The following is a 14,624-nucleotide window of genomic DNA, read 5'->3' on the forward strand; positions in this document are numbered from 1 at the left end:
AGATTGATAAGCCGGATAAAAATCAAAAAAAATAAGGGGGGGTTGGCTTGAAATTATAGAGAATTAGCAACAATAAATATCGGATTAATATCGGTAAAAAACAGCTTTTATGAGGGTTTATAGGAGGTTTATTGTTTTGTTATCTCCTTTAAATACTAATTAAGAGGAGATGCATAAATTAATGGAAATGAAAATTTGGTAAAAAAAATATTATTTGGTTTTCACCTTATTGTCTTCAAGCCAAAGGATGTCCTGCCAATGGGGATTTATCAAGCCTTTTTCCTGAATTAGCTGTTGGATTTTCTTTTTAAAGGTCCAAACGGTATTTCTGCGTAAATCCAACTGTTCAGAAAGTTGGTCCAGGGTTTGTTTTTCCGAATTGGAAATGGTGGAATAGGCGATATAAAATGCTTTTTCGATGGGGAATTTGATGCCATGGAAAACCGTTCCTGCAGTTACTGAATCTATATGGCCACACTTGGAGCATCTTTTTGTAAATAACTTGGGGCCTTTGGAAAATTTGGTGTTGCCGCAGTGACGACATACAAATCCTTGTCCCCATTTGAATTCCTCCAGGTACCTGAAACAGGCTGCTTGATCCGGAAAAATCTTTTGGATTTCCTCATAGGACAATAACTTATTTGTAAGCCTTGCTTGGAAGGATGCTTTGATGCTGCTTTTTAGTTTCCAATTGTCTTTGTCCAGGATGGCGTTGAAGCGTTTGATTTCTTCATCTTTTTCCATCAACTGCTCGTTATATTTTTCTAAAAGCTGGTTTTTATCTTTCAATTCCCGGGTTCTTTCTTCCACTTTGAGCTCCAGTTCCTGAGTTACCTTTTCTTTAAGGGCATAGTTAATTTCTATTTGTTTGATGGCTCTTTTCATGGCCCTGTCCCGGTTGTTTTTAAGGATCCTGATCCGGTCACCCAATGCAAAAGTTAATAGTAACATTTCCAACAAAAAAGCAATATGAAGACTATAATAAATCAGGGTCATATGGGGGATAATGGCAGTATTTACCAAAACCTTGATTACTACACCAAAAAACAAAACACCGTAAGCAATTACGAAAAATCGGGCTACCTTATAGCCTCTTGACCATATATAGATACTGGCAAAAAAGATAAAGGAAAAAGGAATGATGTCATAATACCTAATTTCAAATAACTTTGGATCCCAGATTAAGCCTACCAGAAACAGCACTGATTTGATGCCTAAAATGGCTAAAAGAAATTGATGGATCTTTGGGGAGCGGTGCTTGATATTTAAAAATCTTATAGAGAACAATATGGCCCAAAGAACAATGGAATAACTGAATATTCCATTGGCAATTTGGTTCCAGGAAGGGTGGTTAGGCCATAGGTATTGGAAAGCTATGCCATCCACACACATGGCATAAATCCCCACACTGGCAAGGTAAAAAGTGTAATATAGGTATTTGATTTCCCTTACCGCTGTATAAACCAGGAGGTTGTATAATCCGATAATTGCTATCATGCCATAAAAAATACCGTAAACAAAATACTCATTGAGGGCATAATAGATGAACCGGTTTAAAGAGCGGATGGCAATCCGGATGTCTGCTTTTTGATTTGATCTGATTTTGATGTAATAGTTGTCAATTCCCTCTTCGTTATTGTTAAGGATCAGTTCAAAGTTTTTATGGGAAAATAACCTGGTTTGGAAAGAATGAGCATCACCAAATTTATACTTTTCATACCCACCAGTTCCATCGGGGGCAAATACCTCTATGGAATCTATGGTTTGGTCATAAAATTCCATCAACCATTTTTTATTGCTTTCGGGAGTTTTTTCGATAGATAGCTTAACCCAATAAGTGTTATGGATATCAAATTTATTCTTTGAAAAGGAAGGCCGTATTTTAAAATTGTCCTGAAAATCAGGGGCTACAACATCCTTAAATTCAAGTGTGTTTTCCTTGTCCTCAAAAAACTCTAATTGGGAAATTGAAAAAATCCGCTCGTTGAGGTTATCATCGATTTTTAATGTGGAACTTCCGGAAATCCTTTGGCCAAAAACCGAAATGGGTAGGGTTAGAACCAAAAGGATTAAAGCTTTTAGGAATTTTGGATTCATTAGTTTAGGGCTTATCTAAAGGTAAATTAAACAAAAATGCCAAAGCATTCAAATGCTACTTTTTGTTCTAATCCTGAACTTATTGGCTTATGATTAGCAGAATTGCTGGATAATTATGATATTTTGTCTTTGGGATTGAAATAAATGGAAATTTTTACCCATAATCTATGAAAATCATTGACCCCAAGGATGTTTCAGTTGCTGAATTTCATGGTTTGATGTTAGGTGCCATAGCCCCTAGGCCAATTGCTTTTGCAAGTACCATGGACCAGGAGGGTTTGGTAAACCTCAGCCCCTTTAGCTTTTTTAATGCTTTTGGATCCAATCCACCCCTTTTGATTTTTTCTCCTGCAAGAAGAGTTAGAAATAATACAACGAAGCATAGCCTGGAAAATGTAAAAGAAGTACCCGAAGTGGTGATTAATATTGTTAGTTATTCCATGGTTCAACAGATGTCTTTGTCCAGCACAGAATATCCAAAAGGGGTTAATGAATTTGTAAAAGCGGGATTTTCTGAAATGCCATCTCAAATAGTGAAACCGCCCCGGGTAAAGGAATCCCCTGCTGCTTTTGAATGCAGAGTGAGGGATATAATTTCTTTTGGGAAGGAAGGAGGAGCTGCCAATTTGGTGATTTGTGAAATTCTGTTGGCTCATTTTAAAGATGAGCTATTTGATGATCAGGGAAAAATTGATCCCCATAAATTGGATGCTGTAGCTAGAATGGGAGGAAATTGGTATTGCCATGCGCAAGGGCAAGCATTGTTTGAAGTGGAAAAGCCTGTAAAAAATATTGGGATCGGAGTGGACCAAATCCCAGAGCCCATACGCTTTAGCATGGTGTTGACAGGAAATGATTTGGGGAAACTTGGGAATGTGCCCCAATTACCTTTGAAAGAAGATATTGAAGAATTTGGGAATAGGGATGAAATCAGGGAAATGAAAGTAAGGTTTCAAAATGATAAGGAGGGGTTGGTAATACATTTGCATCAATATGCACAGGAGTTGCTTCATGAGGGGAAAACCATGGATGCCTGGAAAGCATTATTACAGACTACCCTTGAAATGGGGTAGTCCCCCGCAGTGTATTTGGATATAATATCCAGTTGCCTATTAGAGCCAGGGAAAAAAAGAATAAAGAACGCCGTATCATATTTTTGATTTCCTATTTTCCTTCTGGCCTTAAACATTCGGCATTACACAATTAGCCTATCCCTTGGAAAAAGAGAGGGACAACCAGTAAAGATTAAGTTTGGAGTTTTGCAGAATTTTCATTCCTTTTTGGCTTCCAATATTTCCGTTTCATTGGAATCCAATACTCTTCCTTTTTCACATTTCAGAATTCTATAGGGATATTTTCTAAGTAATTCATGGTTATGTGTGGCCATTAAAACAGCTGTTCCCTGTTTGTTGATTTCCTGAAAGAGCTTAAAAATCCCATCAGCTACTTCCGGATCAAGGTTTCCGGTGGGCTCATCAGCCAATAAAATAGAAGGCTCATTAAGCAATGCCCGGGCAATAACCACCCTTTGCTGCTCTCCTCCGGAAAGTTGATGGGGCATTTTGGTAGCTGCTCCCCCTAAACCAACCCGCATTAGCACTTCCACCATTCGGGTTTTCATTTTGGACCTGTCTTTCCAGCCTGTGGCTTTCATCACAAAATATAGATTTTCAGCTACTGTTCGGTCCGTAAATAGTTGAAAATCCTGAAAGACAATCCCCAATTTTCTTCTTAAATAGGGGACTTCCTTAGATTTAATTTCATTAAGGTTATAATTCACCACGGAACCCTGTCCCATTTTAAGGGGTAAATCTGCGTAAAGAGTTTTCAGCAAAGAGCTTTTACCACTTCCTGTCCGCCCAATAAGAAAAACAAATTCATCCTTGTCAATTTGAAAAGTAACATCTTGAAGGATGGCCGTTATCCCCTGGAAAATACAGGCTTTATTTAGGCGGACAACAGGTTCATTGGAAAATTGCATATTCGATTAAAGTTCAAGCTTTTGTAATTTGCCAAATGGCAGTGATTTAATCAGGTCTTCCATGGCTTCTTCCTTGCCTTCAAGGCCAAATTTTTCCAGGTTTTTAAGCGGCCTGTCAGCACGGAAATAAGCCACCAGGACAAAATTCTCATCCCGGATTTGGATATAATCTGGGATTTTAGCCTTGCCTTTTACCTTGATGATGTACATATAATTGGAGCAATGTGAATGCGAAATTTAAAAGATAAGGAAATGGGAAAAAAGTTTTCTATAAAATAAAACTATTGAGATTTTAGATGGTAGCAATAAGTTATTATTTCGAAATGAAAAAAATAGTAATAACTGATCTCAGAATTGGGGAATTGAATTCCACTTTTTTCTAAAGTTCCAGAATGCCTTCCTTAATTAACTAAAAAAATCCACTGACCAATATTCCTAAGGATTAAGTCAGTGGATCAAAATGCAAGTTAAATTACAATTATTTTGCTGCTGCACTTGCATGGTCAGCCAAGAATTTAGCCAATCCTGCATCAGTCAATGGGTGATTTAACAAGCCGGTAATTACTTTTAGAGGACAGGTTACCACATCAGCACCCATTTCGGCACATTTAACCAAGTGCATGGTGTGTCTCAAAGAGGCAGCCAGGACCTGGGTGTCAAATCCGTAAGTTTGGTAAATATGAACGATTTGTTCAATCAGGTCCAATCCATCAAAGGAGATGTCGTCTAATCTTCCAATGAATGGAGAAAGATAGGTCGCACCTGCTTTTGCTGCCAAAATAGCTTGGCCTGCAGAAAATACCAGAGTACAGTTGGTACGGATACCTTCACTGCTCAGGTATTTGATTGCTTTCACACCCTCCTTGATCATAGGAACTTTGACCACAATTTTATCATCTATTTTGGCAAGTTCTTTACCTTCTTTGATCATTTCATCAAAGTTGGTAGAAATCACTTCGGCACTTACTTTGTCATCCACAATGTCGCAAATGGTCTTGTAATGCGCCCTTATATTATCCTCACCAGTGATCCCTTCTTTTGCCATTAGGGAAGGATTGGTGGTTACTCCATCCAATACGCCTAAATCATGGGCTTCCTTGATTTCATCAAGATTGGCTGTGTCAATAAAGAATTTCATCGTAAAACGGTTTTTGGTTTGTTAGAATCTTGTTCGTAAAGGTAGTTGATTATTTTTATAATCAGGTAATAAAATAAATGTAATTTTGACAATTAATGAAAAAGTAAAAAAAGAAGCGGCATCGCACCGCTACAACCACTTACCCTTGCTTCCTTCCGGACCTGGGGGATTCAGCGGGAGCTGGTCGTGCCGCTCGGATACAAAGGTAAGCTAAAAACTTTCCTTTCCAAAAGCCCATTACAAAATAAATGAGTTGAATTTATAACCTGTTAGGAGTCAGGATGAAAAAATGGCAATGTTTTTGTATATTTTCTTAAGTTGATTAAAAACAACCTTTATTATGAAAAATCTACTGTTAATATTAAGTGTTACCTTGGTTTTGGGGAGTTGTGCGGTTTTCCAATCCAAACCTAAATATGAAATTGGAATGGAGGAAAGGGCCTTTCTTCGTCAAAATAAAAATGCAGTGATCAGTAGTCTTGAGGGAAATTTAAAGACTTACCGGGTTGTCAGGGATGACCGGTTTTACCTATTGGCAACCTTTGAGGATGAGGAATTGATCAAATTGGAGGAAAAAGAATTGCCCCATCATTGGCATCAAGGGGAAGAGGATAATGATCAATAATTCTGATAGGGGTTATTTTACCCCTTTTAGGAATAAGTTGAACTCCAATGGACTGCAGGGTTCAAATTCATCAACCTTAAGATCATCATAGATTTCTTCATCATAATCCATAATCGTTTTTTCGATTTTCCCTGATGGATGTATGATTAATTCGATGCCAGAATAATCTTCAGGGTTGACCTGAACGAGCACCTGATAATCATCAAAGGTTCTTTTATAGTATTTTGAAATGCCTTTCTTCATATCTAAAACTTTTAAGAAAACAAAGATATAGCAATTTTAACGACTGTCCAGACTCTTTTTCATTTCTTATCTTACACTCCTAAAAAATACAAACTACTGGTGTTTAATATATTCAGTTGATAATGAGCGGGTTTTTATAAGGAGGAAATGAAATGATCAGGATAATTGATATTAAAAGTATTATTTTTTGCAATTAATTATTTTGTAAAATAAAATGGCTTTTTAACTTTGCGGGAAATCAAGTTATGGAAAAGGTAAATACTCAATATTGGTGGTGGCAAAGTGAACTTCTTCAGCGGGAAGATAAGCTAGCTATTGCCTAAAATTGAGACCAAAATATATTAAATAAAAGGCTTGCTGGATTTTCCCGGTAAGCCTTTTTTATTTCCAATTTCACCTTAAATCATGGACACAGTGCAAAATTTTAAAATTAAAACCAGGTATAAAAAGCTTTTGGCTGATACCATTACACCGGTGAGTATCTACCTTCAGATTAGGGACAAATTTAAGAATCCCATTTTGTTGGAAAGTTCTGATTACCACGGGCAGGATAATAGCTTTTCCTATATTTGTTTTAATCCTTTGGCCACTTTTTCTTTTAATTCTGGCAAGATAAAGGAGAACCTGCCCCTTGACCAGTCACAATCCTACACGCTTTCTCCAAATGACAAGTTAGTTGATGCTTTAAGGGGATTTTCAGGCCGATTCAAAGAGGAGAAAAATGATTTTAAGTTTATTACCAATGGTCTTTTCGGTTACATGCAATATGATGCAGTGGCCTATTTTGAGGATATCAAATTGGAAAACACCAAGGAATCTGATGTTCCCCAGGTGCTGTATTCTGTATATAAAAATGTAATAGTGGTGGACCATTTCAAAAATGAACTTTACATTTTTGAGCACCATGTGGATGGTCAGGAAGAGGGGAGCAGTATTGATCAAATTGAAACCCTCCTAAACAATAAAAATATCCCTAGTTACCAATTCAAATTGGTAGGAGAGGAAACTTCCAATTATACGGATAATGAGTTTTTGGATATTATTCGCCAAGGAAGGGAACATTGCTTTAGAGGGGATGTTTTCCAAATTGTGCTTTCCCGCTGTTATACCACTGGATTTAAAGGGGATGAATTCAATGTTTATAGGGCATTGCGTTCAGTCAATCCTTCGCCTTATTTGTTTTATTTTGACTATGGGTCTTACAAGGTGTTTGGAAGCTCCCCTGAAGCACAAATTGTTGTGAAAAACAAAAAGGCCACCATATATCCCATAGCTGGGACCTTTAAAAGAACTGGAAATGATCAAGCGGATGCAGATCTCGCCCGGAAATTATATGATGACCCCAAGGAAAATTCAGAGCATGTAATGTTGGTGGATTTGGCCAGAAATGATCTGAGCCGATCATCAGAAAAGGTAGAAGTAGAAGTGTTTAAGGAAATCCAGTATTATTCCCACGTCATCCACCTGGTGTCCAAGGTGACAGGAATATTACCGGAATCTGCCAACCCATTACAATTGGTGGCTGACACCTTCCCTGCAGGAACGCTTTCCGGTGCACCCAAATACAGTGCCATGGAGATTATTGATAAACTGGAAAATACTAGCAGAAAGTTCTATGGAGGAGCCATTGGATTCTTGGGATTTGACGGGGATTTCAACCATGCCATATTGATCCGTTCTTTTGTGTCTGAAAATAACCATCTCAGGCTTCAAGCTGGAGCAGGGGTGGTAGCCAAGTCCTCCATCGAAAGCGAACTCCAGGAAGTCACCAATAAACTTGAAGCCCTCAGGGTAGCCCTCAAGGCCGCGGAGAACGTTTAAGGAGTTTTGAAAGGGGGTATATTGAAAGTGTTGGCAAAATTTACTGTTTTGAGGATTTAAGGTTTTAGCAAGAAACAACTGGTTTTGGGTTGAAATTATATGATTTGTCCAATTTTTACCCTTTAGGTAGAAATTAAAGAACAAGGGATCAGTTAATAAGGGGAGCAGTTTTAGTTTCCAATAATATTCTAGAAGAGATTGAGTATAACAGTAACAAATATTTTAGGAAATTCTTCCTATATGCAAGGCTCTGCAGGATATGTACGAAGCCAATTTGCTTAATTTGAAAGGAATGGTGGGTATAATATCCAGAAAATAAAATTCTCAAAGGTGAATTGCCTTACTATCAGAAAGATTTAAAGCTTTATCAATTACCTGGATAAACTTGAAAATAAAAATAATTGGAGGGGATAATGGGAAAAAGGAAGTTTTATAACATTAAAACATTTCAACATTTGAACCTTTAAACATCCAAAGGAAAAAAATGAAAATATTAGTTCTAGATAATTACGATTCTTTTACATACAACCTGGTTTACTTGATCAGGGACCTGGGGTATGGAGATCAAATGGACGTTTTCCGAAATGATAAAATTTCGGTGGAGGCTGTGGCTGAATATGATAAAATTTTGCTTTCTCCAGGGCCGGGAGTTCCTGCAGAAGCTGGGATCATGCCAGACCTAATCAAAAAATACGCCAAAGAAAAAGATATTTTGGGGGTTTGTTTGGGACATCAGGCCATAGGAGAGGCTTTCGGGAGTGGTCTGAATAACCTTACAGAAGTTGTTCATGGGGTTGCGTCTGAGGTTAAAGTTCAGGATGACTTATTATTTGAAGGTGTTCCCAAAAAATTCAAAATTGGCCGTTATCATAGTTGGGTAATAGATGAAAGTACACTTTCTAAGGAGTTGGTGATTACTGGAAAAACACCGGATGGTCAAATAATGGCCGTTAGACATGAATCCTTTAAAGTGAGAGGGGTTCAGTTTCACCCAGAAAGTATCCTGACTGAGCATGGGAAACAAATTATGTCAAATTGGATAAAGGGCTAAACCCTTTTATATTGTAGGGGATTTCAACCAAAAATTCAGGAAAAACACCTGATTTCAAATAATCACAGGGATCGAGGATTCCAGCCAAAAGGAAAATATCATGAAAGATATATTAAATCATCTTATCGAACACCGGACCTTGAGCAAGTCACAAGCCAAGGAGGTACTCAAAAAAATTGCCACCAACCAATACAACCAAAGTCAAATTGCTGCTTTTATGACTGTCTATATGATGAGGTGCATTACTGTGGAGGAGTTGGCGGGCTTTAGAGAGGCCATGTTAGAATTATGCATACCGGTAGAAATCGCCGAATATGATGCTATTGATCTTTGTGGAACCGGAGGAGATGGTAAAGATACTTTCAATATTTCGACACTATCTTCCTTTATTGTAGCAGGAGCAGGCCAAAACGTAGCCAAACATGGTAATAATGGGGTTTCATCTATTTGTGGGTCTTCTAATTTGTTAGCGCATTTTGGGTACCAGTTTTCCAATGACATGGATGAGATAAAGCGGGGATTGGATGAGGCTGGCATCTGTTTTTTGCATGCACCTTTGTTCCATCCAGCCATGAAAAATGTGGGGCCAATCCGGAAGGAATTGGGGGTAAAAACTTTTTTTAATATGTTAGGGCCCATGGTAAACCCCAGTTTCCCCAAAAAGCAATTGGTGGGGGTGTTTAGTTTGGAATTGGCCAGATTGTACAGTTACCTTTACCAGAATAACAATGTGAAATTCAGTATCTTGCACTCCCTTGATGGGTATGATGAAATATCTCTTACAGGAGAATTCAAATTGATTTCCAATCAAGGGGAAAGGTTGGTATCTCCAGAATCTATTGGACTTAAAGAGGTAAAACCTGATGCCATCCAAGGAGGTGCTACTATTGAAGAGTCGGCTAAAGTTTTCCAGAATATCCTCAAAGGAAAAGGTACAGAGGCCCAGAATTCAGTAGTTATTGCTAATTCTGCTGCGGCACTATATACAGCCAATCAAAAATTAAGTTTCCCAGAGGCCATTGACAAGGCAGAAGAGTCCCTAAAAAGTGGTAAAGCACTGAAAGTATTTAATAAGCTTGTCAATCCCAAAACATCAATTTCGATAGCATAATATTGAGTCATGAATATATTAGACAAAATCATTGCCCATAAAAAAGAGGAAGTAGCTGAGAGGAAATCCCTAGTACCTGTGAAGTTACTTGAAAAGAGTATTTTCTATGAAAACAGGGTGGTGTCCATGAAAAAGTATGTGACCCGGCCTGATAAGACAGGGATCATTGCGGAATTTAAAAGAAAATCTCCTTCCAAAGGATTAATCAATGGAACAGCTTCTGTTGAAAAAACCAGCATTGGTTATATGCAAGCAGGAGCTTCTGCATTGTCGATTTTGACAGACAAGGAATTTTTCGGTGGATCCAATGATGATTTGACTACTGCCAGAAAATTTAATTTTTGTCCCATCCTGAGAAAGGATTTTGTGATTGATGAATATCAGATCATTGAAGCCAAATCCATCGGTGCAGATTGTATTCTATTGATTGCTGCGGCCTTGGACCCAAATAGGTTGGAAGAACTTGCCAAATTTGCGCATACTTTAGGCTTGGAAGTGCTGATGGAAGTTCATGATGAAGAAGAATTGGAACGATCTCTTAACTCCCATTTGGATTTGGTAGGAGTAAATAATAGGAGTTTAAAATCTTTTGAAGTTTCATTAGAGACTTCTTTGGATTTGGTGAATAAGATCCCTTCAGAATTTGTTAAAATTTCAGAAAGTGGCATTTCAGATCCCCAGACTTTAGTGGATTTGAAAAGGTCAGGTTTTGATGGATTCTTGATTGGAGAAAATTTCATGAAGTCCATCCGACCACACCAGGCGGCTTATAATTTTATGAGCAAATACAAGGAGTTAAGCCCTGATTTTGAAAACCTCAACCAATAATATGCAGGTAAAAGTCTGTGGCATGCGGGAACCTGAAAATATTCAAACATTGATCCGGGAAGTGGGGCCGGATTTAATGGGGATGATATTTTATCCAAAATCTTCCCGTTATGCCGGAGAAAAAGAAGGGCAGGAATTTTCTTCCTTTCCGGTTTCCAAAGTGGGAGTATTTGTCAATGCCAGTTTGGAAGAAGTATTGGGTACGGTTAATGATTATGGGCTTTCCTTTGTCCAGTTACATGGGGATGAGGATTTGAAATTTGTAAAAAAACTTCATCAGCAATCCGCAGTTAAAATCATCAAAGTATTTAGGGTCGAGGATCAAGTGAACTGGAAATCATTGGAACCATTCGAGCCATATATAGAATACTTTCTTTTTGATACCCAAACTAAAATGTATGGGGGATCAGGGAGGAAATTTGATTGGGCCCTGTTGGAGCAATACCCTCTTAAAAAGCAGTTTCTGCTCAGTGGCGGGATTGATGAAGATAGCGCTTCCATGATACATGCTTTGGCCAATAAGGTTCCCCAATTGGTGGGAGTAGATATCAATTCAAAATTTGAAGAATCTCCAGGTTTAAAGGATATCGGAAAAATCAGGCGGTTTGTAGAAGCATTAAGAGAAAATTGAAAGATAATAAAATGAAAATTGAAGTTGATAAAAAAGGGTTTTATGGCAAATTTGGAGGGGCGTATATCCCGGAAATGCTACAACCCAATATAGAGGAACTCCGGGACAATTATGAAAAAATCATGGAGTCCGAGGAGTTCAAAAAAGAATTTCATTCCCTTTTACAGGATTATGTAGGCAGGCCTACTCCCTTGTATTATGCCAAGAGGATGTCTGAAAAGTATGGGGCAAAGATTTACCTGAAAAGAGAAGATTTATGCCACACGGGAGCCCATAAGATCAACAATACAATTGGTCAGATAATCCTAGCCAAAAAGCTGGGCAAAAAGCGCATCATTGCTGAAACGGGTGCAGGTCAACACGGGGTGGCTACAGCAACTGTTTGTGCATTAATGGGGATGGATTGCACCGTATATATGGGAGCCGTTGACATGGAACGGCAAAAACCCAATGTGGAGCGTATGCGCATTTTGGGTGCAGAGGTTGTTCCTGCCAATTCTGGTAGCAAAACCCTGAAGGATGCTACAAATGAAGCATTGAGACAGTGGATCAGCAACCCTGTAGATACTCATTATATAATCGGGTCGGTAGTTGGCCCTCATCCTTATCCTGAAATGGTTGCCCGTTTTCAATCGGTGATCAGTGAAGAGATCAAAAAGCAATTAAAAGAAAAAGAAGGGAAAGAAAATCCTGACTTGGTCATTGCCTGTGTAGGTGGAGGAAGTAATGCCGCAGGAGCGTTTTACCACTACTATAATGAGGAAAGTGTAAGGCTGATAGCTGTAGAAGCTGCTGGTTTGGGGATTTCTTCAGGGAAATCAGCTGCCACCACCATTTTGGGTAAACCGGGAGTACTTCATGGCAGCAAAACACTTTTGATGCAAACTGAGGATGGGCAGGTAGTAGAACCTCATTCCATTTCAGCAGGGCTTGATTATCCAGGCATTGGTCCGGTACATGCACATTTGTTTGATGTGGGAAGAGGAGAATTTTTTGCAGTGAAAGATGAAGATGCCATGAAAGCAGGGATAGAACTCAGCCGTTTGGAAGGGATAATTCCCGCCATAGAATCTGCCCATGCCTTGGCAGCAGTGAAGGAGGTGAAATTCAAATCATCGGATATAATTGTACTGAATCTTTCAGGTAGAGGAGACAAGGATTTGGAAACATATATCAAATGGGGAGGCTATTAAGCCAGAGGTGAAAAAAAAGTTGGTTATCAGTCCAAATGGACTTTAAACTAAAATCAGAATGCTTAAACGTATGAACCGAATCGATCAATTATTTGAAAATAAATCAAAAGACATTCTTTCCATCTATTTTACTGCTGGTTTTCCCGAATTAGAAGATACCTTGCCTGTTATGCAATCTATTGAAGAAGCAGGTGCCGATATTATTGAAATTGGGGTACCCTATTCAGACCCAGTTGCTGATGGCCCCACCATCCAGGAGAGCAATATGGTTGCCCTGAAAAATGGAATGAGCCTAAAAAAGCTGTTTGACCAATTGGAGGGGTTTAGGGATAAAATTTCCATCCCTGTGGTATTGATGGGGTACTTAAATCCTATCATGCAATATGGGATAGAGGAATTTTGTAAAAAATGCCAGGAGGTGGGTGTGGATGGATTGATCTTACCCGATCTTCCCATGCAGCAGTATTTGGATGAGTACAAATCCATATTTGACCATTATAATTTGAGAAATACTTTCCTGATTTCACCGCAGACCAGCGAAAAAAGGGTGAAGGAAATAGACCAGTATTCGGATGGATTTATCTATATGGTGTCCTCCCACAGTATCACAGGTGCAAAATCTGGTATTTCTCCGGAACAGGTAGCATATTTTGAAAGGGTGAAAGCCTTGAATTTGTCCAACCCCCGTCTGATTGGGTTTGGGATTTCTGACAACTCTACTTTTGCTAAAGCATCTTCTTATAGCAATGGAGCCATCATTGGAAGTGCTTTTATCAAGGTGCTTCATAATTCCAATGATTTGCAAAAAGACATTAAAAACTTTATACAAAGCGTAAAACAAGGTTAAGCTATGATCATACAAGTAAAGCCTGATATAACAGAATCCCAAAAAGAAAGTTTGATCAAGGAGATCAATCAAGTGGGATATAAAATCACCGAAGTTATTACCCAGGAGGGAACTTACTTGGTAGGCACAGGAAAGGCGATTTTTGATATTCGCCGTTTTGGGCACCATGAGGGTATTCAAGATATTCATATCGTTTCCGATGATTATAAATTGGTATCCAAAAAATGGAAAGTAAAACATACCTCTATTGACCTTGGCGATGGTGTTTTTATCAAGGAAGGTGATATGGCGATCATGGCTGGACCCTGCTCCATAGAGTCAGAGGATCAGATTTCCAAAGTGATTGACCATTTGAAGGAAAATGACATTAAAATCATGAGGGGAGGGGCTTATAAACCGAGAAGTAGCCCATATTCTTTCAGGGGATTGGGGATAGATGGCCTAAAATTATGGCATAGTCTTGCCGAAAAAGCAGGCATTAAAATCATTACAGAAGTAATGCAGGTTTCCCAGATTGAGGAGATGTATGACTATGTGGATGTTTTCCAGGTAGGGGCAAGGAATACCCAAAACTTTAACCTCCTGGATGAATTGGGTAAGGTGGATAAGCCTGTCATGATTAAAAGAGGGATTTCAGGAACCATAGAGGAATTGCTTCAGTCTGCTGAATATGTTTTCTCCGGAGGAAATGAAAAATTGATCTTTTGTGAAAGAGGAATCAGGACCTATGAGAAAGCTACCCGAAATACTTTGGATTTGAATGCAGTTCCTGTATTGAAGGATAAATCCCACTTACCTGTGGTAGTTGATCCTTCACATGGTATTGGGATTAGAAAATTTGTACATCAAATGGCTCTCGCTGGAGTAATGGCCGGAGCAGATGGGATCATCTATGAAACTCATGAGGTGCCAGAAAAAGCTTATTCCGATGGTCAGCAAACCCTGGATTTTGCCCAAAGCTCTCAGTTGGCAAGGCAAATCCGGGAAACTTTTGCTCTGAGAAAATCATTTGAATTGCTTTAAAAGAAAATCTTTTGGAAAGGATTTGAATAATTTCC

The 14,624-nt window shown here is 38.6% G+C and carries 15 protein-coding genes and 1 other RNA gene; 10 read left to right on the forward strand and 6 right to left on the reverse strand.

The features are described from left to right. Positions 1 to 210 precede the first annotated feature (210 nt). Positions 211 to 2,097 carry a 7TM diverse intracellular signaling domain-containing protein gene (locus QWY93_RS13010; protein WP_290248699.1) on the reverse strand — a complete coding sequence of 629 codons (1,887 nt, stop codon included), beginning with the start codon at positions 2,095 to 2,097 and terminating at the stop codon, positions 211 to 213. 167 nt (positions 2,098 to 2,264) lie between these two features. Between QWY93_RS13010 and QWY93_RS13015 the strand changes: the two genes are divergently transcribed. After that, complete coding sequence (locus QWY93_RS13015; protein WP_290248700.1) at positions 2,265 to 3,170, forward strand: flavin reductase family protein; 906 nt, start codon at positions 2,265 to 2,267, stop codon at positions 3,168 to 3,170. 197 nt (positions 3,171 to 3,367) lie between these two features. Here QWY93_RS13015 and QWY93_RS13020 read toward each other — a convergent pair whose 3' ends face one another. The 4 genes from QWY93_RS13020 to ffs form a co-directional block, all read right to left on the reverse strand. After that, the gene (locus QWY93_RS13020; protein WP_290248702.1) at positions 3,368 to 4,078 is read right to left on the reverse strand and encodes a cell division ATP-binding protein FtsE; all 711 of its coding nucleotides are present in this window, start codon (positions 4,076 to 4,078) and stop codon (positions 3,368 to 3,370) included. Between the two features lie 6 nt (positions 4,079 to 4,084). Further along, on the reverse strand, positions 4,085 to 4,288 hold the full coding sequence (locus QWY93_RS13025) for a fructose-6-phosphate aldolase (protein WP_290248704.1): 204 nt from the start codon (positions 4,286 to 4,288) through the stop codon (positions 4,085 to 4,087). Between the two features lie 268 nt (positions 4,289 to 4,556). Further along, positions 4,557 to 5,216, reverse strand: a complete 660-nt coding sequence (gene fsa / locus QWY93_RS13030) for a fructose-6-phosphate aldolase (RefSeq protein WP_290248705.1) — start codon at positions 5,214 to 5,216, stop codon at positions 4,557 to 4,559. Positions 5,217 to 5,322: 106 nt separating this feature from the next. Beyond that, positions 5,323 to 5,414: signal recognition particle sRNA small type (ffs, locus tag QWY93_RS13035), an RNA gene on the reverse strand. A gap of 142 nt (positions 5,415 to 5,556) precedes the next feature. Here ffs and QWY93_RS13040 point away from each other — a divergent pair. After that, on the forward strand, positions 5,557 to 5,841 hold the full coding sequence (locus QWY93_RS13040) for a hypothetical protein (protein WP_290248706.1): 285 nt from the start codon (positions 5,557 to 5,559) through the stop codon (positions 5,839 to 5,841). 12 nt (positions 5,842 to 5,853) lie between these two features. Here the strand turns inward: QWY93_RS13040 and QWY93_RS13045 are convergent, their stop codons facing one another. Further along, entirely contained in the window at positions 5,854 to 6,084 is a 231-nt protein-coding gene (locus tag QWY93_RS13045; protein WP_290248707.1) for a hypothetical protein, read from the reverse strand. Positions 6,085 to 6,489: 405 nt separating this feature from the next. On the opposite strand from QWY93_RS13045, the gene QWY93_RS13050 reads away from it, so the two are divergent. From QWY93_RS13050 to aroF, 8 genes are all read left to right on the forward strand, one after another. Then, positions 6,490 to 7,905 (forward strand): anthranilate synthase component I family protein, encoded by a 1,416-nt coding sequence (locus QWY93_RS13050; protein WP_290248708.1) that lies wholly within the window; start codon positions 6,490 to 6,492, stop codon positions 7,903 to 7,905. 484 nt (positions 7,906 to 8,389) lie between these two features. Further along, positions 8,390 to 8,956: an anthranilate synthase component II gene (locus tag QWY93_RS13055; RefSeq protein WP_290248710.1), complete on the forward strand. Its 567-nt coding sequence runs from the start codon at positions 8,390 to 8,392 to the stop codon at positions 8,954 to 8,956. Positions 8,957 to 9,056: 100 nt separating this feature from the next. Continuing rightward, complete coding sequence (trpD, locus tag QWY93_RS13060) at positions 9,057 to 10,067, forward strand: anthranilate phosphoribosyltransferase (protein ID WP_290248711.1); 1,011 nt, start codon at positions 9,057 to 9,059, stop codon at positions 10,065 to 10,067. Positions 10,068 to 10,076: 9 nt separating this feature from the next. Further along, the gene (gene trpC, locus QWY93_RS13065; RefSeq protein WP_290248712.1) at positions 10,077 to 10,895 is read left to right on the forward strand and encodes an indole-3-glycerol phosphate synthase TrpC; all 819 of its coding nucleotides are present in this window, start codon (positions 10,077 to 10,079) and stop codon (positions 10,893 to 10,895) included. A 1-nt stretch (position 10,896) separates the two neighbouring features. After that, on the forward strand, positions 10,897 to 11,526 hold the full coding sequence (locus tag QWY93_RS13070; RefSeq protein WP_290248713.1) for a phosphoribosylanthranilate isomerase: 630 nt from the start codon (positions 10,897 to 10,899) through the stop codon (positions 11,524 to 11,526). 11 nt (positions 11,527 to 11,537) lie between these two features. After that, entirely contained in the window at positions 11,538 to 12,719 is a 1,182-nt protein-coding gene (trpB, locus tag QWY93_RS13075; protein ID WP_290248715.1) for a tryptophan synthase subunit beta, read from the forward strand. Positions 12,720 to 12,789: 70 nt separating this feature from the next. Further along, positions 12,790 to 13,566, forward strand: coding sequence for a tryptophan synthase subunit alpha (gene trpA, locus QWY93_RS13080; protein WP_290248870.1), 777 nt, complete (start codon positions 12,790 to 12,792; stop codon positions 13,564 to 13,566). Positions 13,567 to 13,569: 3 nt separating this feature from the next. Further along, the gene (gene aroF / locus QWY93_RS13085; RefSeq protein ID WP_290248716.1) at positions 13,570 to 14,589 is read left to right on the forward strand and encodes a 3-deoxy-7-phosphoheptulonate synthase; all 1,020 of its coding nucleotides are present in this window, start codon (positions 13,570 to 13,572) and stop codon (positions 14,587 to 14,589) included. The last annotated feature ends 35 nt before the right edge of the window (positions 14,590 to 14,624 follow it).

This window comes from Echinicola jeungdonensis (assembly GCF_030409905.1).
Lineage (GTDB): Bacteria > Bacteroidota > Bacteroidia > Cytophagales > Cyclobacteriaceae > Echinicola > Echinicola jeungdonensis.